The sequence below is a fragment of the Wolbachia endosymbiont (group A) of Pogonocherus hispidulus genome, assembly GCF_964028195.1.
Taxonomy (GTDB): domain Bacteria; phylum Pseudomonadota; class Alphaproteobacteria; order Rickettsiales; family Anaplasmataceae; genus Wolbachia.
Genome location: NZ_OZ034750.1, coordinates 1,588,747 through 1,609,743, shown reverse-complemented (window position 1 = coordinate 1,609,743; position 20,997 = coordinate 1,588,747). Strand labels below are relative to the sequence as shown.

At 34.9% G+C, this 20,997-nt stretch carries 20 protein-coding genes and 1 other RNA gene; 10 read left to right on the top strand and 11 right to left on the bottom strand.

Translation table 11 applies throughout. The features are described from left to right. Window positions 1-55 precede the first annotated feature (55 nt). From ABWU58_RS07855 to nuoE, 3 genes are all read right to left on the bottom strand, one after another. On the bottom strand, window positions 56-1,501 hold the full coding sequence (locus tag ABWU58_RS07855; RefSeq protein WP_353283153.1) for a hypothetical protein: 1,446 nt from the start codon (window positions 1,499-1,501) through the stop codon (window positions 56-58). A 143-nt stretch (window positions 1,502-1,644) separates the two neighbouring features. Then, window positions 1,645-2,862: a tRNA guanosine(34) transglycosylase Tgt gene (tgt, locus tag ABWU58_RS07850; RefSeq protein WP_353283152.1), complete on the bottom strand. Its 1,218-nt coding sequence runs from the start codon at window positions 2,860-2,862 to the stop codon at window positions 1,645-1,647. Next, the gene (nuoE, locus tag ABWU58_RS07845; RefSeq protein WP_353283151.1) at window positions 2,863-3,363 is read right to left on the bottom strand and encodes an NADH-quinone oxidoreductase subunit NuoE; all 501 of its coding nucleotides are present in this window, start codon (window positions 3,361-3,363) and stop codon (window positions 2,863-2,865) included. 274 nt (window positions 3,364-3,637) lie between these two features. On the opposite strand from nuoE, the gene ABWU58_RS07840 reads away from it, so the two are divergent. Next, entirely contained in the window at window positions 3,638-5,971 is a 2,334-nt protein-coding gene (locus ABWU58_RS07840) for a hypothetical protein (RefSeq protein ID WP_353283150.1), read from the top strand. Between the two features lie 157 nt (window positions 5,972-6,128). Further along, window positions 6,129-6,478: RNase P RNA component class A (gene rnpB, locus ABWU58_RS07835), an RNA gene on the top strand. A gap of 51 nt (window positions 6,479-6,529) precedes the next feature. Here rnpB and ABWU58_RS07830 read toward each other — a convergent pair. Further along, window positions 6,530-7,300, bottom strand: a complete 771-nt coding sequence (locus ABWU58_RS07830; protein ID WP_353283149.1) for a response regulator transcription factor — start codon at window positions 7,298-7,300, stop codon at window positions 6,530-6,532. Window positions 7,301-7,625: 325 nt separating this feature from the next. Between ABWU58_RS07830 and ABWU58_RS07825 the strand changes: the two genes are divergently transcribed. From ABWU58_RS07825 to ABWU58_RS07810, 4 genes are read left to right on the top strand one after another with little or no spacing between them, the layout of a single operon-like run. Further along, entirely contained in the window at window positions 7,626-8,609 is a 984-nt protein-coding gene (locus ABWU58_RS07825) for an NAD(P)H-dependent glycerol-3-phosphate dehydrogenase (RefSeq protein ID WP_353283148.1), read from the top strand. 19 nt (window positions 8,610-8,628) lie between these two features. After that, the gene (locus ABWU58_RS07820) at window positions 8,629-9,111 is read left to right on the top strand and encodes a phosphatidylglycerophosphatase A (protein WP_353283147.1); all 483 of its coding nucleotides are present in this window, start codon (window positions 8,629-8,631) and stop codon (window positions 9,109-9,111) included. Next, window positions 9,101-9,880, top strand: coding sequence for a GNAT family N-acetyltransferase (locus ABWU58_RS07815; protein ID WP_253309312.1), 780 nt, complete (start codon window positions 9,101-9,103; stop codon window positions 9,878-9,880). Before ABWU58_RS07820 ends, ABWU58_RS07815 begins: the two co-directional genes overlap by 11 nt. Window positions 9,881-9,922: 42 nt before the next feature. Next, complete coding sequence (locus tag ABWU58_RS07810) at window positions 9,923-11,059, top strand: hypothetical protein (RefSeq protein ID WP_353283146.1); 1,137 nt, start codon at window positions 9,923-9,925, stop codon at window positions 11,057-11,059. Window positions 11,060-11,062: 3 nt separating this feature from the next. Here ABWU58_RS07810 and ABWU58_RS07805 read toward each other — a convergent pair whose 3' ends face one another. The 6 genes from ABWU58_RS07805 to ABWU58_RS07780 all read right to left on the bottom strand — a co-directional run bounded on the left by ABWU58_RS07805 (window position 11,063) and on the right by ABWU58_RS07780 (window position 16,377). Beyond that, on the bottom strand, window positions 11,063-11,851 hold the full coding sequence (locus tag ABWU58_RS07805; protein WP_353283145.1) for a succinate dehydrogenase iron-sulfur subunit: 789 nt from the start codon (window positions 11,849-11,851) through the stop codon (window positions 11,063-11,065). Between the two features lie 86 nt (window positions 11,852-11,937). Beyond that, window positions 11,938-12,390, bottom strand: coding sequence for an rRNA maturation RNase YbeY (ybeY, locus tag ABWU58_RS07800; protein WP_353283144.1), 453 nt, complete (start codon window positions 12,388-12,390; stop codon window positions 11,938-11,940). Then, window positions 12,384-12,782, bottom strand: coding sequence for an EVE domain-containing protein (locus ABWU58_RS07795; RefSeq protein ID WP_353283143.1), 399 nt, complete (start codon window positions 12,780-12,782; stop codon window positions 12,384-12,386). The genes ybeY and ABWU58_RS07795 overlap by 7 nt, the downstream gene beginning before the upstream one ends. After that, window positions 12,782-13,978, bottom strand: coding sequence for a cell division protein FtsZ (gene ftsZ / locus ABWU58_RS07790; protein ID WP_353283142.1), 1,197 nt, complete (start codon window positions 13,976-13,978; stop codon window positions 12,782-12,784). Before ftsZ ends, ABWU58_RS07795 begins: the two co-directional genes overlap by 1 nt. 251 nt (window positions 13,979-14,229) lie before the next feature. Then, entirely contained in the window at window positions 14,230-14,784 is a 555-nt protein-coding gene (locus ABWU58_RS07785; RefSeq protein WP_353283141.1) for a hypothetical protein, read from the bottom strand. A gap of 84 nt (window positions 14,785-14,868) precedes the next feature. After that, window positions 14,869-16,377: a YifB family Mg chelatase-like AAA ATPase gene (locus tag ABWU58_RS07780; RefSeq protein WP_353283140.1), complete on the bottom strand. Its 1,509-nt coding sequence runs from the start codon at window positions 16,375-16,377 to the stop codon at window positions 14,869-14,871. A gap of 125 nt (window positions 16,378-16,502) precedes the next feature. On the opposite strand from ABWU58_RS07780, the gene ABWU58_RS07775 reads away from it, so the two are divergent. From ABWU58_RS07775 to ABWU58_RS08145, 3 genes are all read left to right on the top strand, one after another. Beyond that, window positions 16,503-17,342 carry a polysaccharide deacetylase family protein gene (locus ABWU58_RS07775; protein WP_353283139.1) on the top strand — a complete coding sequence of 280 codons (840 nt, stop codon included), beginning with the start codon at window positions 16,503-16,505 and terminating at the stop codon, window positions 17,340-17,342. Then, on the top strand, window positions 17,297-18,853 hold the full coding sequence (locus ABWU58_RS07770; RefSeq protein ID WP_353283138.1) for a penicillin-binding transpeptidase domain-containing protein: 1,557 nt from the start codon (window positions 17,297-17,299) through the stop codon (window positions 18,851-18,853). The genes ABWU58_RS07775 and ABWU58_RS07770 overlap by 46 nt, the downstream gene beginning before the upstream one ends. A gap of 501 nt (window positions 18,854-19,354) precedes the next feature. Then, a complete protein-coding gene (locus tag ABWU58_RS08145; RefSeq protein WP_410542042.1) occupies window positions 19,355-19,612 on the top strand; it encodes a hypothetical protein in 258 nt (85 codons plus the stop codon). Window positions 19,613-19,721: 109 nt separating this feature from the next. On the opposite strand, the gene tmk is transcribed toward ABWU58_RS08145, so the two are convergent. Next, window positions 19,722-20,312: a dTMP kinase gene (tmk, locus tag ABWU58_RS07760; RefSeq protein WP_353283137.1), complete on the bottom strand. Its 591-nt coding sequence runs from the start codon at window positions 20,310-20,312 to the stop codon at window positions 19,722-19,724. 108 nt (window positions 20,313-20,420) lie between these two features. Here tmk and ABWU58_RS07755 point away from each other — a divergent pair, with 108 nt between their 5' ends. Next, a complete protein-coding gene (locus ABWU58_RS07755; RefSeq protein ID WP_353283136.1) occupies window positions 20,421-20,993 on the top strand; it encodes a thioredoxin family protein in 573 nt (190 codons plus the stop codon). The last annotated feature ends 4 nt before the right edge of the window (window positions 20,994-20,997 follow it).

Sequence of the window (20,997 nt, the reverse complement as noted above, 5' to 3'; positions counted from 1 at the left end):
ATTTGTTACTTCGCGCCAAAATAATGGAGTATGTCTCTCCATTATTCAACAGCAATTACAGTATGTCTTTCTTTTGCGGAGGATAATTCGATGCCTCTTCACGAGTCTGGAATATAGGCTCTCCATCATTATAGTTTGAGTTTATATTTTCCTTTTGCGAACCAGCGTTCAATAATTTCGATATCTCTCGCCCTAGCTGATCACCTTTATAATTATTGTTAAGATCTTTGATTTTCTCTTTTTTCTCGATTATTTGAGCTAAGGACTCGACAATAATATCTTTGTTTATTCTTGAAGCATCTATTGGCTTACTTCCTTTGACAGTAATTTCACTACTTCCTTGCTTACTACTTACATTATAGCCCTGCCCTTCAATTTTTGTTGCCACTTCTCTTCTAAATAAATTGCAAATAGCATTTATTACCTCTTGAATACAATCTTGAAAAAAAGCTTTGATTGCCTTGAATTCTTGTGCTAAGGAAACGATTTGAATATGTGCGTATTTTTTACCTGGTGATAACTCTTCAGCATTCTGGTGTATAGATTCTATTTGCTGAGGGTCAAGCATCATTGCATGACGTTTTGAGCGTGTTGGGTTTGCTTGTGTTTCGGATGACGACATGTCCTTAATATCTTGTTTTTTATTCTCACCATCAGCAACCATACCATCACTTGATTTCCTTTTTTTAGGAGGCAATGGTGGTCGATTTTCATTGTTCTGATATATAGGTTCTTTTGGTACCGTTTCAGACAATGATCTCTGAATATCTTGAAGATTTTGGTATATAGGTTCTTCCTTCTTCAAATTTTCATAAATTGGTTCTTGCACTAAGTTAGCATTGACAAACTCCTGTACTCTTTCTAGATAACCAACATTTTTATCCTCTTTAGGCACTCGCGCACCTTCAAATTTGATTTTTTGTATCTCTTCAATACTCAGCCCATTTTTTTCAAGCCATTCCTCTCTTTTACTCATTGATGCAACAAACTCATTAATCTTTTGAATATTTTTTACATCATCATCAACTAGCATGACAGTTTTTGGCAACTCACCATGTTTATCCTTATACTCCACAATTGCCTTACAGATGTGTAAATTTTTTCCAACTTGATTTTTTTGTTCTTTGAGACCTTTTGGAAGCTCATTATCATAATCTCCTGGAAACCCACCAAATACAGAAATACCTCCTGCTTGTTCTTTAGATAAACCCAAATGATTCTCTACAACCCTTCTCACAGCGTCTGAATATCCTGTGTAGGATGCAATATTAACTTCCATTCCGCTTGAAAGCGCAGATTGCAGTGCAGACTTTAGCCCCTCTTCATTTTTTATTCCGTCTGTGTTTTCTAGAAAATCTTTTATATTGTGATCAGTCACTGCACCTTCCGCAGCAGAATTAAAATCACTTTTTCCTAACCTAGAAAAAGTATTATGCATGTGTCCATTAGTGATAGTGTTATCAAAATCAAATATTAATAGGGTATTATTTCCTTTAGCCATATCTTCACCTCTAATCCTTACAAATCATATGGGTAGAGACTAACATTAATAGATTAATTATTAATTATAACCTTTCTAATTAATAGTGTGATAAATAAAGTAAATATAACAAGAAGTAAAAATCAACGGCATAAAGAAAAGACTTAAAGAGAGGCCAAATCAAAGTGCAATGGTATTTCACTAATCCAATTATTTTTCTCTTGATCTAGCCTATCATCCAATATTGCCTGCCTTATAGATGCCATTAACTTATTCATGAAGAAAACGTTATGAATGGTAACGAGTGTGTAAGCCAGGAGCTCTTTAGCTTTCAGTAAATGGTGTATATAAGCTCTTGAATGCTTTCTGCAGGTAAAACATAAGCAGTCACTTTCAATTGGGTTATTGTCCAGCTCGAATTGTTGATTTCGCAAATTAATATGCTCTTTGCACTTTGAAGAAATAGAATCTCTATTTTTTACTTTAATAAGCGCACCACCATGCCTTGCTAAACGGGTTGGATGCACGCAATCAAACGTATCAATTCCAAGACTAACTCCGCGAAAGATGTCCACAATTCCACCAATACCAAGCAAATGAGTAGGCCTATCTTTTTTCAGATGGTCCATAGTGAAAGAAACTACATCGTACATCTGCTCTTTACTTTGACCAAGTGATCCACCTATTGCTTGACCAAAAAATGGCAAATCGTTAATAAAATTACAACTTTCTCTACGTAAATCTTGATATACTCCGCCTTGACTAATTCCATACAGTGCCTGCTTGCCATTATTGTTTTTTTCAAATTCATTTAAAGAACGTTCAGCCCATTTGTGGCTCATGAGCATTGATTTTGCTGTGTATTCTTTGCTTATGTGAAATGGAGTACATTCATCTAAGACTAAGATTAAATCTGCACCTAATTTTTGTTGAATTTGTATAGATTTTTCAGGAGTTAAACAATAAGTTTTACCATTAATGTAAGAACGAAAAATTGCCCCATCCTCATTAATTTTGATCAAAGTTTTTTGTTTTTTTCTTATTCCTTTTATCTCTTCCGAAACTGATCCGTGCCCTAAGCTAAATATCTGATATCCACCTGAGTCAGTTAGCATTGGCCCATTCCATCCCATCATCTTGTGCAAACCACCAAGTTTTGCAACAGTATTCTCTCCTGGTTGAAGCATTAGGTGATAGGTGTTGGAAAGTATTATCTGAGTACCTGCTTCACTAATTCTCTCGATATCTGCAGCTTTAATTGCAGCTTTTGTTGCACAGAATATAAAAGCTGGTGTTTCTACGCTTCCATTTGGAGTTTTAATTGTTCCAACTTTTGCAGAACCTGATTGCTTGATTATCTTGAATGCAAATTCTTCTTTCATCTATTTGCCTGAAAGTTCTGCTATGATGTTTTCTACCTTTTCAGGAGTAAGATTTTCATAGAAGTCATTATTGATCTGCATAACAGGAGCATTAACGCATGCACCAAGACATTCAACCTCTTTTAAAGTGAACAAATTATCTTTAGTAGTCTCACCGATATTGATTCCAAGTTTCTTTTTAAAGGTATTTAAAACTTCTTCACTATTGCACAACCAGCAAGGAGTTGTTCTACAAATTTGTATTAGATATTTACCTACTGGTTTTAAATTATACATGGTGTAGAAATTTGCCACTTCGTATACGCGAATATGTGGGATATACAGCATATCAGCAACGTAACGCATAGCAGGTTCAGAAACCCATCCGCATTGCTCTTGAACCAGATACAGTAAAGGCATAACAGCGCTTCCTTCTCTACCTTTGGGATACATCTCTATAAACTTTTCTGCTTTCTTGAGGTTTTCTGATGTAAAACTAAACTGCTTTTCTTTTTCTGTCATTCGTGAGACTCGTGTAAATTTCAACAGATTATATCTGAAGGGCTAATAATTGCAATTGTTGGTTTTTTGAGAAATAGCGTTTTGCAGTATCATACTATCTATGGAGTGGTATTGCTTATCCACCCAGTTTGCGAATTCTTTACTGCTACTCATTTCTCATATTTCGCTTTGCAGATTATAAAGGTATTAATTTTTTAATTTTAGTTAAAATTTTCATTGACATTAACACCAGGGGTAATCATAATAGCATTTTATTAATATTTTAAATAAAATTATGTCTATATTAAGAAGATTACTCGGGATCAACTCAAATACACCGGAAGTTAAAGAAGCGATAGGTTTTAACCCAGCAAACGTAGGGTTAATTGAAGGAAATGGAATCGCTTATGGACTCAGCTATCAAGATAATGGTAATGGGAGCAGTAAAGTAAAATTACTTATTAGTCCATTATATCAATCAAAAACATACGAATGGGGTACAAATATCAGCGTAGCAAATGAATTCAAAGATCAATTATCTCTCACATTAATAGAAGATTCAGCTGAAATAGATAAAGTTGGAATAATCTTTCCTGAAGAAGAAACTAACGCAGAAGGAGAAAAATACGTTAAAGGTTTGTCTTTTCACACTTACGGAATCAAGCAATCAATCAACGTACCTTCAGTTGAACATTTAGATAAAAGAAAATTACAAAAGAATATTAATAATGGTAGTCCTGCAAATGTGGGCAATAGTTACTCTCAACCAAGAGCAGTGAAGGTTGATAGTGGTGATGTAATCGTAATCGCTCATAACTTAAAGGATCAAACTTTAGTTTCTTGGTATTTAAAATCAGATGGAAGTGGAAAATTTAAGGCTTTGCGTGGAAAAAAAGGCATCATAGAAAGAAAATTATTGAAGTTTAATAGCCCAGGACAATTGGCATTAGATGGAAATACGATACTTTATTCGCAAGTGAGAAAAAACATTGTTGAGAATCAAGAAGTAACAACAAATATTTTTGAGTTCGATATGGCTAAAGTGGTTGAGGATCTAAAAAGTGGAAAGGAAGATGAATGTTTGCTTGGTAAGAAAAATTGTCAGATAAATAAAGTGCCATCTTTTTCTAGTGAATATGAAATAAGCTTTTTGCAGTATGTGAAGCGAACTGAAGGTGATGATCTAGTTGCTTTTCTTGCAGAGGACTGGTTGCCTAATAGACAAACGTTACATTTAACAAGTCTTGTTAAGAATGGATCAAAATCGAACTTTACTGTTTGTGAATGTGAAGATCCTGTAGAGCAATTGTATGTTAAAGACGATAATCAAGACGGCTTTATCGTGACTGCGATAAGTGGAGAAAATATTGTAACTTTCAATCACAAGAGCTTTAAAAAACCTCATAAGGTAACGATAATACCGGCAAGTAGCATCAAAACTCTCAGCGATTTTGTTAATATCATTAACGGTCGATTAACACCTGATATCATTTCTAGTAGTACCGTGGCTCCTATAACTGTTACAGAGACGGTTGTGACTTCTAAGAAAACGCCGACTGCTGCAATTACTAGCACAACAGAAACCGACACTGTAAAGACTACCAAATTAACAACAGAAGCATCAACTACCGTTGCACCTACTTCTACAATGAGTAAATCTTCAACAGAGTCAACGACTCAAACAAGTACAGTAACAGTGAAGCCAACAACAGTAGCAAAAACTACTACTACTTCACAAGCGACCACGGTTGCTACAATGTCAACCAGTGTGCCTTCGGAAACTGAAACAAGTACTGTAAAACCTACAGCAGCAACTGTTGCGTCGACTTCTACGATGAGTAAACCTTCAACGGAGTCAACGACTCAAACAAGTACAGTAACAGTGGAGCCAACAACAGAAGCCGTTGCACCTACTTCTACAATGAGTAAACCTTCAACAGAGTCAATGACTCAAACAAGCACAGTAACAGTGGAGCCAACAACAGTAGCAAAAACTACTACTACTTCACAAGCAACCACGATTACTGCAACGTCAACTAATGTGCCTTCGGAAACTGAAACAAGTACTGTAAAACCTACAGCAGCAACTGTTGCGTCGACTTCTACGATGAGTAAACCTTCAACGACTCAAATAAGCACAGTAACAGTGGAGCCAACTGCGCCAACAACAAACTCAGAGAAAACTACACAAACAGTGTCTACTATGCCGAGTACTAGAACAAGGGAGTTGACAACTCCTATGTTCACTACAACTTTATTTTCTCAATCTACTTCTTCACCACAGCCTACTCAACTTGCTATAGGGTCTAATAGGGCAGGAATGATAGGAGGATCTTTGATTGGAGCAATAGGTATTGCTGGAATTATAGGATTCATAGCATATAAATGTATTAAGAAATATCACGGTTATTATAATGCTGCTCATGTGTTAGAATTAGCTGATTTAGAATCGCATTCAAATAGCAGCAATGAAGAACTTTTCATCACCAATAGCAGAACAAGCAGTGATAATAACATATCTATACAAACTATGTATCAATCTGAAACAATGCTAAACAGTATATCAGTAGAAAGTAGTAGTCGATCAAGAAGTAGCTCATCATCTTCAGGCGGTGGACCAGGCTCTTGACTAACTGAAGCGGAGTCTAAAAGTGAAAAAAGCTTATCTTGGGACAGCGATGATGTGCCGGAATATCACCTTTAGCTATTTGTCTGAATGTTTTTAATATGTAGACTGTTAGGAAATTGTCTTTTACTTTTGTGATTTTCATGTTAAAGTATAATTCCTGGGTGAAATAAGTAGCTGCTGTTGTGTGATAAACATAGCAGAGGAAAGTCCGGGCTCCAAGGAAAAATAGTGACGGGTAACGCCCGCCGGAGGTAACTCCAGTTATAGGGCTACAGAAAATTACCGCCTAAAGTATTCTTAGGTAAGGGTGAAAAGGTGTGGTAAGAGCACACCATGGCAATGGCAACATTGGTAGTCGAGTAACCAACACTAGGAGCAAGATTAAATAGAAGTAGACTTTATGTTTTCCTCATATCTACTCGGGTAAATCGCATGCGGTAAATGGTAACATTTACTCCAGATAAATAGCTACATAAACAGAACTCGGCTTATATTTCACCTAGGTGTTCACATGATACGTGCGATATAAGCCATGCTATATTTAAATGTGTAGGCATTTCATGCGTTGTCCTTCACTTGTTCTGCTTGATAGCCATCACTACTTTCGCCTACATTAACATTAGAATATTCTTCATCATCAATATACTCTTTCAAAACATACCCTCTGCCCCAAACGGTTTCTATGTGGCTTTTTCCATCATTTGCACTTTCAAGTTTCTTACGTAATTTGCACATAAAAACATCAACTATCTTGTTATCTGAAGGTTCATCCAAGCCATTGTAAAGATGATTTAAGAACATTTCTTTTGTTAGTACTGTTCCTTTACGCAGTGCTAGCAATTCTATCATAGAATACTCTTTATTAGTAAGGTGAACCGTTTTACCTTTCACCTCAATAACCCTGTGATCAAAATTGATATTTATATTACCAATCTTTATCACCGATTCAGGATGGCCTTTAGTACGACGCACTATGGCCTTAATTCGAGCTAATAACTCGCTTTTATGAAATGGCTTGGTTAAGTAATCATCGGCACCATACCCAAGCCCTTTAGCTTTGTGATTGACAGCGGATATACATGAAAGTATTAAGACAGGAACTTTGATTTTTGCACTTCTTAGTCTTAACAATATATCATATCCGTCAATATCACCGGGCAAGTGTATATCTAAAATAACTAGGTCATAGTAATCTCCGTTTGAGGAAACCATATTATTGTTATAATCTTGTGCAGAAGTAACAACGTCACAGAAGTGTCCATCAGAAGTTAAGGCATTAACCACAGTCTTTGCACTTACTTGATCATCTTCAATTAATAATATACGCATATTTTACACCCCATAAATAATTTATAATTTTAGTAATATATATAACTAAGGAAAGTAATAAATCAAATTTTTATTAACAAATGATCAAAATTACACTTATTAATTAATAGTAAATATATTGTTCCAAAGTTATATAAATAGATCTAAAATATAATAGATATACCATGATAGTAATAATATTTTTAGTAAATATTGAATTAAAGTTACTATTATTAAAAGAATACTTCGGTTAATAAATATTTAACTATTCTATATGTCTGTGTTATATTTTTAATTTACTTATCCTACTATTTTAAAGTATAAGTAATACTTTCAGGAATATTGTGTGGCAATATCAATTTTAGGTGCTGGTGCATGGGGTACAGCAATCGCAATTTCATTAGGTAGCAAGAAAGATGTGGTTTTGTGGACTCGCAATGAAACTACATTTGAATCAATCAACGGGAAAAGAGAAAGTGACAAGCTACCCGGTTGTCGAATTTCTGATAATGTGTCAGTAAAATTGGCTATTGAAGACACAATTAATGCTTCAGTAACAATCCTCGCTGTTCCCACTCAGTCTCTGAGGGAGGTATGTCAGCAATTGCATAATTGTAATCTGAAAAAAGATGTAGCAATAATTTTAGCTTGTAAGGGAATAGAAAAGTCTACATTAAAATTACCTAGTGAAATAGTAAACGAAGTTTTACCTAACAATCCTATTGCTATTTTTTCAGGCCCTAGTTTTGCTATAGAAGTTGCAAAAAAATTGCCCTATTCAATGGTTCTTGCGTGCCAAAATAACACATTAGGTTCAAAGCTAGTATCGGAGCTGCAACAAGAAAATGTTAAGTGGGAGTTTAGTAACGACATTATAGGAGTACAGATTTGTGCAGCATTAAAAAATGTTTTTGCTATAGCATGTGGAATTATTTTTGGTAGAAAACTCGGGTTTAATGCTCATGCAGCGTTGATTACAAAAAGTATGAATGAAATTAAAACTTTGTACTTAGCAAAAATTGGTAACAACAATATCAATATGGATACTTTGCTCGGGCCTTCATGTTTAGGTGATTTAGTCATGACATGCACATCCTTGAATTCAAGAAACCTATCTTTTGGGTTTAAAATAGGTAATAGTAACAATGGCTTTAATGTTCAGCAGATTTTGTCAGAAGGCAAGTTAGTGATTGAAGGTTTTAGCACTGCTGAGTCCGCATTTAATTTAGCAAGAAAGCTAAAGATAAAAATGCCTATATGTGAAGCGGTCTATAGATTATTGTATGAAAGCACCTCTATAGAGGATACTATTTCTGTTCTTGTAAATTAGTTTTGTACTTTGGTGTATTGTGAAATTTTTATATAAATTGACATCAACATGGTGGCTGTCTGGCACAGTAAAAAAAATGCCAGGTACCGTAGGCAGCTTAGCTTCTTATCCAATTGTTCCTGTAATACTAAGTGACAGAATTTTAGGTGTAGCAATTATTTTTTTTTTATTTTTGATTGGACTATGGTCTATAGGCAATTATATAAAACACTACAAGACTTCATGTGATCCAAAAGAGGTAGTAATTGACGAAGTAGTTGGTCAATTGCTGACAATACTTTTAGTTTCGATATTGTTAAGCCAAGAGATGAATTGCTCTTCATTGTTGTTGTGCTTTTTTTCTTTTAGGTTTTTTGATATAATAAAAACGTGGCCTATAAATTTGATCGATAAAAATACCAAAGGTCCTTTAGGTATTATGCTAGATGACATTATAGCTGCAATTTTAGCCTGTGTTCTTATAGGAGCCTTTTATTGTTTATTGTTGATGTATGCAGGATAAAAAAATTTATTATTCAAGCTTAATTGTTCAAAATTTAAAGGATTATATACTGTACACAGCGAATTTATCTGAGTGGGAAGTACACGATGAATTTGATAACGTTACATTTACAATAAATGGTACCAGGGAGTCATTATTTAATTTTGTGTTCTGTGGAGATCAATGTACCGAGCTTTCTATACAAAAAACTCTAGATTATCTCAGAACAAGAGATATAGAAGCAACATGGGTAATAAATTCACATATGAAAATAAGAGATATTTTAGAAAAGTGTGAAATAAAACACGTTAGCACACCAAAAAAAGCTTTACTTAATATGAAAAATTACTTTTTACCTGCTGATGTTATTCCAAACTTGAGGTTAAATGCTGTAAATGGTAGCGACCTCTTAGAACAGTTAGATTTACACACTTCTAAAATTTTTTATCATGGCGTTGGAATTGTCAGCACATTTTTTCGCGGATTATCAAATTATGATGATAAAAACTCAAGATTAAGATTTTTTCTTGTAACACTAAATAGTGAAATTATTGGGACATGCGGTCTTTATGTTCAAGACAGTGTAGCTGGTTTTTATAGTGATGGAGTTTTACCAATATACAGAAATCGTGGAATAGGTACCCAAATGGTTTTAGAAAGAATAAAGATAGCTAAACAGCTTGAATGCAAATATATAGTAGCACATTGTATGAAACCTTCTGTAAACCTTTATAAGAGATTGGGCTTTCAAATGTTAGGTAATCTTTACTTATATAACTCTTCAGCATAACTCTGAGCGGTTACAAATTTTTACATCTGTTTTAGAAGTGCTATGTTTTTTTTGTATGAAGTGGTTTTAATATTGATTCTAATATTATTCTTTCTCTCTTATTCTAAATTAAAAATTAGTAATAAGATTAAGAACTTACAACATCAAAATGTTATCATAAATAATTTAATTGATACTGTGAATGATGGGTTTTATATTTGGGATGCAAAAAAACGTATAGAAAAGTTCTCTCCCAACTTACTAATTTTGCTTAATACTGTTTTTTACTCGTTTAATGAGTTTGTGAATTTTTTTGAGCAATCAGAAAGCTTAATTAAAAATTTTGTTGAGGCAAAGGAAATAAATAAATCTTTTACTCTAGATTTAAAGTCAAAAGACAGTGAGGTTTATTGCATATGTTACGGTAGAAGCATAATAGATGATTCTAACAATGTGATAGGTGTGCTGTTATGGATAAGGAATGTTTCAGACTGTAAGATAAAAGCTAACGGACTTGAGTTAGAAAATAGTAAGCTTACGCAGGAAGTGGAGAGCTATAAAAACGTTTTCAACTCTTTGCCATTTCCAATACTAAGATATAACAAGAGTAGAAAGGTGGAATTTTATAACTTGTTTTATGATAAATATGTAGATGGCTCTAAGAAATTTGCTATTACCGGTAGCGCTCATAGCACAAAACCAGTAAGACATGTCATAACTTACAAGAACGAACCTAGGGTTTTCAATTTTGTCAAAATTCCAATACAAGGTTCTGGTGGCATAGTAATATATGGAAAAGATATTAGTGGTGCAGAAAAATTACACACTGAATTAAACAGTTATTTAGCTACACAGGAAAATTTGCTTGAGAGGTTACCGGTTGCTATAGTAATATATAGTAAGAATCAAAAGCTAAAATTTTATAATAATGCTTTCATAAAAACCTTTCAATTTGACCCAAAATTTTTGGCATCTTACCCAACTTATCATGAAGTTATGCTTTACCTCTTCGAATCTAAAAAGCTTTTAGAAAAAGAGGATTTTCAAACTATTAGTAACCAAAGACATGAGTTATTCAAAAAATTATTTGAATCGTATGATGATACGATGCATTTCACGAATGGAAAAGCGTTCAGGGTATTAACAATACCCTACGCTTCGGAAGGTTTGCTGTTTTCTTACGAAGAATGCAAAAGATGATACTTAAACTCCTTCTCTCTCTACCATGAGCTGTTTTACTTTCGCTATTGTTCTTGCTGGATTAAGTCCTTTAGGACAAGTTTTTGTGCAATTCATTATTGTATGACAACGATACAACTTGAATGGGTCGTTTAAAACATCAAGTCTTTCACCTGTCTTATTATCACGGCTGTCAGCAATCCATCTGTAGGCTTGTAATAGTATTGCTGGTCCTAAAAATTTATCACTATTCCACCAGTAGCTTGGGCAACCAGTCGAACAGCAAGCACATAATATACAGTCGGACAAGCCATCTAATTTTTTTCTATCTTCAGGAGATTGAGAGTATTCTTTATTTGGTAGGGCAGGCTTATCTGCTTGTAACCAAGGTTTAATTGATTTGTATTGCTCATAAAATTGGCTCAAGTCTGAGACTAGGTCCTTTATCACATACATGTGAGGTAATGGATATATTTTTACGTCACCTTTTATATCGTTTATAGATCTAGTACATGCAAGAGTATTGGTTCCGTCAATATTCATGGCACAAGATCCACATATGCCTTCTCTACAAGAACGTCTGAAAGTTAAAGTCGAATCTATTTCATCCTTTATTTTTATTAATGCATCAAGTACCATAGGGCCACAACTATCCATATCAATAAAAAATGTGTCTATTCTAGGGTTTTTCTCGTCATCAGCAGACCAACGGTAAATTTGAAATCTTCTGATGTTTTTTGCTCTAGCAGGAATAGGATAAATTTTGCCCTTTTGATTAATTTTAGAATTCTTTGGCAAAGAAAACTGAACCATATCACTTACCTTTTATTGTTTATAGCTAAAACCCTTTGTAGATAACATATTTTATTATCATCTACTATATTTTTATTAAATTCCTTTTAAATCGCGCACATATTGTAGCCAAGCGAAGCTAAAATCTCTCTTTCTAGATTTTGCATTATAATTTCTTCATCTTTTTTTTTGTGATCATAACCAAGTAAATGCAGTAATCCATGCACTAACATGTGTGCAATGTGAGCAAGAATGGGTATACAATACTCATGCGATTCTCTTTTTATTGTGTCTATTGAAATTGCTATGTCTCCTAAATCGCACTCATTAGACAATTGTTCATACGGAAATGATAGTACGTTAGTTGGCTTATCCATTTCTCTAAATTTTAAATTAAGTTGATGTAGCAAGTCATCATCAGCCAGAGCTATTGATATATTTGGTTTATAGTGGTCTATTTTTAATTCTTTTAGAGAAGCATTGATGACACCTAATACAAAATTTTTAGGATTTTCTATAATGCTGCACCATTTCTTGTCAAGAATATTTACTTCTAACATTCACTCATGCTTATTATTTCATTCCATTCAATTTCCGAAACTGGGGCAATTGATAAACGTGGTTGTTTTAATATAGCCATATTTTTCAAAAGTGGGTTTTGTTTTATATTATTTAACGTTACTTGGTTATTTAAAGGTTTCAAAAACTTTACATTCACTAATCCGAACTTGGGATCATTAACATGATAATACTCTTTAAATACTTCAACGATTCCAAGTATTGCTTTCTCTTTACCTGTATGATAAAAAAACGCAAGATCGCTTACTTTCATAATTTTCATGTAATTTTGAGCTTGATAATTGCGCACGCCATCCCACTCAACTACCTGCTCCTTTTCCATTTTTTGCCATGAGTATTCACTTGGCTCTGACTTGAGTAGCCAAAGTTGCATTATTTTTTTCTTCTTAAGTAAGCTGGTATATCATAGATATTGCTGCCCCACTTAGCTCCTTCGCTTACCTGTTCAGCTGGTTTTGTTTCCAGTGTTTTGTCTTGCGTACTTTCACTTTGACTATAGGGCCACTTAAATTTCTCTTTCTCTGAGTCTTCGCTCTGACTTATAGGTGAAGTTTCTAATTTATTATTGCGACCATCAATGCCAGTTGCAAGAACAGAAACTCTAACTCTTCCCTCCATCGCTTGATCAAAAGTAGCACCAAATATTATATTTGCATTTTCATCCACTTCTTCACGCACTCTATTGGCTGCAGCATCAACTTCAAACAGAGTCATATCTCCGCCACCAGTAATGTTAATTAATATTCCTTGCGCACCTTTCATTGATACATTATCAAGCAATGGATTGGATATTGCAGCTTCCGCAGCACTAATTGCTCTATCTTCTCCTTCTGCCTCTCCGGTGCCGATCATCGCTTTGCCCATCTCGCTCATTACTGTTTCTATATCAGCGAAGTCAAGATTAATAAGCCCTGGCATGACCATCAAGTCAGTTACTCCTCTGATGCCAATATGCAGAACATTATCAGCAAGTTTAAATGCATCAGAAAATGTAGTTTTTTCATTTGCAATTCTAAATAAATTCTGATTTGGAATGACAATAAGTGTATCCACGTATTTTTGCAGTTCTTCAAGTCCAAGCTCTGCAATGCGCATGCGGCGCACACCTTCAAAACCGAACGGTTTAGTTACAACTCCAACAGTCAATATCTTTTTTTCTTTTGGCGCTCTATCCTTAACTGCAGCTCTTGCTTCTCTGGCTGCTTTTGCAATTACCGGTGCTGCACCGGTTCCAGTACCACCGCCCATTCCTGCTGTGATGAAAAGCATATGACTATCTTTTATATGCTCCATAATTTCATCGATTGATTCTTCTGCTGCACCTTTGCCAACATCAGGCAAAGCACCAGCACCAAGACCCTTAGTTAAATTAATGCCAAGCTGAATTTTTTTATCACATAACGACTTTTCTAGTGCTTGAGCGTCGGTATTTGCGACAACAAAATTCACTCCTTGCAAATTAGATTGGATCATGTTATTCACAGCATTTCCACCAGCACCACCCACTCCCACAACGGTAATCCTTGGGTGTAATATAGGTAACTCCGGCAGACTAAGATCAATAGACATTTAAATTACTCAAATTTAGCGAATTCACTTGATAGTAAGTTACCGCTTTTTTAATAATATGCAAATACTTTTCACTTCTATAGGCGTAAACAGTAAACGGGATTTACTTATTCTTAACATTTATACTAATAAGTGCCGTTAATTATAATAACCAGATTCTTAAATGACATCACTTAACCGATGCAAAAAATAGAAAATGTTACAAAAAGGGACAGAAACCTATCCCTTTTTATTCTGTTTAAGCTACTTTATTATGCTTTTGCTGGTGCTGGAACTACTCCAATTGCTACTGCAACACCATTCAAGAATGTTGATGCATCACTACCAGCAAATTTTAGCTTATCATTATCAATTTTAGGCTTATCACCTTCTTTTTCACAGGCCTTAAGAATCTCTTCTTTCACTCCATCAATTTGACTTGCCTTACTACTATTCTTATATGCATACACAGGTGCAGCTATTAAAGCCGCCACCGCAGCAACAACTATCAAACTAGCAACTAGTGGATGAGTAACTAAAAATGCAGATACTGCAGTAATAGCAGGACTAACGAGTGTTGCAGCTTTTGTTCCAACTGTACCAACGAAAGCCGCATAAGCTGGGCTCAAAAAATAAGCAGCTGTAAGCGAAATTGCTGCTGCAATTGCTACAAAAGTCGCAGCCGTTTTGTATGGATGGTGACATACGTATTGCCAATTTGCGCTAGCAACACCCTTAGTTGTATCCCAAAACCCTTCCTCAGAATTATTGTATCCCTTTTTATTAGCTCCAGTGAAAGAATCTTCCGCTGTAATATTTATTGTCATAACTCTACTCCTTAAATAGAATGTTAAAATTTCATTAAGGGCAGTATATAATGAAACAAATTGTCTGTCAAGTAAACTAATTTTTTAATATATCCTTATTCTGTAATTCAGCGCTTCAGCAATGTGTGCTCTTTTTACTTCTTCACTTTTTGCAAGATCTGCAATGGTTCTTGCAACTTTTAATACGCGTGTGTAGCCTCGATTGGAAATGTAATTTTCTTTCAGTACGTATTTTAGCAATTCTAACCCTGCCTGATCTGGTTCAGTGAATTTATTCAATGCTTCACCGCTCACTTCTGAATTGCAACGAATATTTAATTCACTATAGCGCTCAGTTTGAACTTTTCTCGCTGCTATTACCCTTCCTCTTATAATCTTGGTACTTTCTCCCTCCACAGAGATTTCAGGAGAGAGTATGCTAACGTTTGGCATTTCAATGCATATGTCTATTCTATCAAGCAATGGTCCTGATATTTTGTTTTTGTAATCTGTGCCACACTTTGGAGCTTTGTTGCACGATCTACTTGCATCCCCCAAGTAACCACATCTGCAGGGGTTCATCGCAGCAATCAGTTGAAAATTTGCAGGGTAGGTTATGTGAGCATTTGCCCTTGCAACGGTAACTTTTCTATCTTCAAGTGGTTGGCGCAGAGAATCAAGCACAAGTCTTGGAAATTCAGGTAGCTCATCAAGGAATAACACGCCATTATGAGCCATAGTGATTTCTCCAGGTTTTGCATTCTTTCCTCCTCCTATCATTGCTGGCATAGAGCATGAATGATGAGGTTCACGAAAGGGGCGAGTTACTTTGAATATTTCATTACCAGTTTTTGTTATGCTGGAAATAATATTAACATCAATCATCTCCTGTTCGGTCAAATCAGGCAGTAACCCTATAAAGCGTTTAGCAAGCATTGACTTTCCAGTACCAGGAGGGCCAACAAGAAGCATATTATGACCACCTGCTGCCACAATTTCGGCTGCTCTTTTTGCAACAACTTGGCCTTTGATATCCTTCATATCGGGAATCAATCTTTTTTCTTTGGGTGCATCACTATAATTAAAAATTACTGGCTGAATTAATTGCTCACCCTTAAAGTGTCTGATAATATCAGTTAATTTCTCTATAGCTAGAATTGAAACATTCTTTACCCATGAAGCCTCTACTCCATTTCCCCTTGGGCAAATTACTCCTTTATTTGCCTTTTTTGCATTAATTGCTGTTGGCAGCACTCCTGAAACTGGAATAACTCTGCCATCAAGAGCCAGTTCACCCATGATTATATAAGACTGAACTTTTTCAACTGGTATCACATTCATTACAACAAGTAGTCCAATAGCGATAGCCAAGTCATAATGACTGCCTTCTTTCAGCAAATCCGCAGGGGAGAGATTAACTGTAATTCTTTTTGGAGGTAGTAGTAGATTGATTGAATTTAACGCTGCTCTGATGCGCTCTTTGGATTCCGCAACAGTTTTATCCGGCAATCCAACAATATTAAAAGCTGGAATACCATTTGCCATATGAATTTGTGCATTGACATTTACTGTGCTAATTCCCTGAAGCGCAACGGTATTTATATTTGCAATCATAATATATTATATAAAATTGTTAATATAATATATTAAAGAAGTGATGGAGTAAAGGCTACAGCAATTAAAGATGGCTTAACTTAGCAAAAAAGTGCATAGTATCCTATCGCTTTGCTGATTACAAAATGTCTATAAGGATAATAACTTTTCTTTTGCTATACTCAAGCGCGGTTTTCTGTGGTGATTGTAATTTTAATTTACCATACTGTGGGCTCAGTTGTAATCTGGATCTATCATATAGGAATTTAAGTAATATAAAAAAATTGTTGAATAACGACGATAAGTTTGTTGCGCTTACGTTTGATGATGGGCCTTCCAACAATAGAGTAAACGATATTATTAATGTTCTGGAAAGCTATGAAGCAAAAGCAACATTTTTTGTGCTTGGTGAACGTATAAATGAAAAAACGTCTGAAATAGTAAAGAAAATTCATGAATCAGGTCATGAGTTAGGCAATCACTCTTGGTCGCATAGGAAGTTGACATCACTTTCAAGTGAGGAACAATTGCAAGAATTGGAAAAGACAAATACAGCAATTAAAAATGCAATAAAACAAGATGTAAAATGGTTTCGCCCGCCATATGGATGTCATGACGATAATCTGATTGAAAATACTAATAAATTGGATATGTATTCGATATTATGGACAGTTGATTCGCTAGATTGGCAAGGTGATAAACCAGAAGCTTTAGTTGAAAGAGTTTTAAGTAATGTACATAATGGAGCAGTTATACTGTTTCATGATCACAATAACAGATCAAACACAATTGAAGCTTTACCTCATATTATTAAAATACTAAAAAAATCGGGTTACAAGTTTGTTACCTTAAGTGAGTGGGAGGAAAGGGTTTGTAATACGGTAAAAGCCAGAAGTGTAACAATAAAAGAGGGGGAAAAAGTGCGTTTTGAAGGAATGTTATGTGGACAAAAAACAAAGTCTTTAACCGCAGAGCATTCATATTAGGTGGTATTCAGCTTACCATTTCCGCTATTTTTAGCTATAGGTTATATAATCTACAAATACGAAACAGACAAAAGTACGAAGCACTATCTAATAGTAATAGAATAAGAGTTGCTACTATTATGCCTCAGCGGGGCAAAATTTTAGATAGGAATAGCATTGAACTTGCGGTAAACAAAATTTCGTATGTTGTTCTGTTTGATGGTTCTGGTAAGGAAGTTGATTTGCAAACATTATCAGAAATTGAATCTGATATAGCAAAATCACCAGAAACAAAAATAACAGCACTTTATAAACGTTACTACCCGTTTGGTTCAATGTGCTCTCATGTACTTGGATATACAAAAAAGCAGCAAGGCATAAGTGAAGTAGGAATCAGCGGTATTGAATATACATATGATCATATATTGAAAGGCAAGCCAGGAAAATCTGAGCAGGAAATAAATTCTAAAAAACGCGTCATAAAAGAATTATCAAGCATACCACAACAAGATGGACAAGATGTACAGCTAACAATTGATATTAATCTGCAAGAGAAAATCGCAGAGGTATTTAAAGATCACCAGGGCTCCGCAGTGGTAATTGATGTAAATAATGGAGAAATTTTAGCATTATATAATTCACCTTCTTACGATAATAATCTTTTTGCTAGCAAGCTATCAAATGAGACTTGGGAAAGCTTGAATACTCCTTCATTACCACTTGTGAATCGTGCGTTATCATATCAAATTCCACCTGGTTCAATATTTAAAATAATAGTTGCGCTTGCGGGTTTAAAAGACGGGATAATAACACCAGAAGAGAAATTCTCGTGTAAGGGCTATATGAAAATAGGTGAGCGGAAATTTCGTTGCCTGAAAAGCAAAGTCCATGGATATGTATCTTTAAATGAGGCAATGGCTCTCTCATGCAACACTTACTTTTATAATATAGGGAAAAAAATAAGTGTAGACTCTCTAGTAGAAATGGCTAGCAAATTTGGTATTGGAAGTGGGCCATTGATTGGAACGTTTAAAGAAGAAGCTCCAGGGTTGTTGCCCGATAGAGATTGGCGTACACGAAAGCTATATTCGCAGTGGTATTTAGGTGACACTATCAACCTAGTTATAGGACAAGGGTATTTGCTTACAACACCACTGCAGCTTGCAGTTCTTGCAGCGAGGCTTGCAACAGGAAAAGAGGTAATTCCCCACATTGAAATGAGTAATACAGTGCAAAATTTCCCTGACATTGATGTGGATTATGAGCATCTTAGCATAGTTCGAAAAGCTATGTTTGACGTGGTGAATTCTAAGACTGGAACCTATAAGAAAGGGCTAAGCGGTATACAAATTGCCGGCAAAACCGGTACACCAGAGATAAACTCTAAGGGTGAAAGTCATAAGTTATTTATCGCCTATGGTCCTTACCATAACCCGTGCTACGCAATCTCTGTGTTTATAGAACACGGCAAAGCTCCACGCCAAGATGTTGCTATAGCTAATGAAATATTTCAATATATGCTTGAAAGATGATCCCTATGAGTATTAGACTTCTTGCATAACCATATAACATTGGGAATAGAAACGAAAAAACTTACTTGACAAGCTTTGCCAGTCCTCTTATCATGAAACTGAAGGTATTCAGTTATCTTCATCTGTGCAGATTAAACAGCAAGAAAACAACGTAGTTGGCGTCTTATTTTTAATTTTTTGCACTATGTGCACCTTATGTCTTCACAACATTTCTGGGTTTTTACCCATATAAGCTGAAACGCGCTTATAAGTCGTTTAAGACAGTATAGTACGCCGATTTGCAGGATTAGAGAGTGACAACTAGCTAACACGGGATTTCTTTTGCCTTTTTTTCTGCTTAGTAAATTTCTTAAACATTTAAACTAAGGTGAGTTGCATTTAAAAGCAGCTAAATTGCAGTGTTTAAGACTTAAAAAACGCCAATACTGAAAATAGACAACGACTAGGGCTTCTTTTGCCCTTTTTTTTCATTTGGTAAATTTCTTAATGTTTGTAGCTAACATGAACAAACATTTGAGAGTAACTTCCGCTAGTAGGGTGTCATCCCAGTGCTTGACACTGGGATCCAGCTTTCTTTATAAATTCACCAAAAGTGCTTCATTCTATAACGCAAAACCCATACTCACCAAACCCAATGCATTGCTTGCAATTAAGTTTCCTGGATCCCAGTGTCTGGGCACTGGGATGACGCCTCTGGGCACTGCCGTCATAAAGGAACCAGTGTCAGCTACTTGGATGACAGGAGAAGGGGCTACTTAGATGACAGAAGAATGGAACAACAGGAACGGAGTGGCCTTTCCTGACGGACTTAAATCACAATTATCAGCTGTTACAAAAAACGCCAAAAATAATTGCCTTTTAGTTTAGGTTATGCAAGAAGTCTAATAATTTCATTGTGTACGTGATTATCATTTTTTGTTTCAATTTCAGTGATAACACTGCACCTAACAGGCTCTTTTATGGCAATTTCTTTAAATCCTTTTCCAATTTTATTATAAAAATTAACATCCATTTCTTCATATTTATTCTTGTCTTTCGCTCTACTTAACCCAACTTTAACATCAATATCTAGAATGAATGTAATATCTGGATATTTAATTTCTACTAGCTTATGTAAGTCCCTTATTAGCCCTAAGTCAACTCCAAACCCATATCCTTGGTATGCAATAGTTGAATCAATAAACCGATCACAAATCACTATTTTTCCTTCTGCAAGAGCTGGTAATATTAATTTTTTCATATGTTCGCGCCTCATCGAGATAAGTAGCAAGAGTTCAGAAATAGGATCAATATTATTTGTTAACAACACTCCTCTTATCTTTTCTGCAAAATCAGTGCCACCTGGTTCTCGAGTCGACACTACATTATTTTCGCCGTGAATTTGCTTAAAATGATTTGCAAGTAGCTTAGATTGTGTTGTTTTACCAGAGCCGTCTATTCCTTCGAAAGTTATGAACATAAGTTTTATAATTATAATACTAAAAAAGAATATGCAAACAGTATACATAGAAACCGTTTGACATTTAAATAATAAGACCGTAAATTATATATGGTATAATAATAGTTTATGGTTGCTCTGAATACTCCTAAAGTCGATTTTAGTTTTACTGCAAAAGATTTTAATCTTTTGGGAGTAGACAATAAATACTATACATTAAGTGACTGTTGTGGAAAAAATGGTCTTATTGTAATGTTTATATGCAATCACTGTCCTTACGTTCAGTCAATTATTAGCAATCTGGTAAGCGATGTTGATCAATTGAAAAAAGATTATCAGGTAAACACCGTTGCAATAATGCCAAATGATGTAAATGAATACCCAGAAGATTCCTTTAAAAATATGATTAATTTTGCCAAGGAAAATAAGTTCACGTTTCCATATCTGATTGATAATACACAGAAAATAGCTGAAGAATACGGGGCTGTTTGCACTCCTGACTTTTTTGGCTTTAATGCTAATTTAAATCTCTGCTATCGTGGACGTTTTAACGATGCAAGAAAAGAAAAAGTTCAAGACTATGAAGTAGGAAGTAGTGATTTATTTCAAGCTATGAAATTTATTGCAGAAACTGGTAATTCTCCGATTGACCAAAAATCAAGTATTGGTTGCTCAATTAAATGGTCTAATTTTACAGGTTAAATAT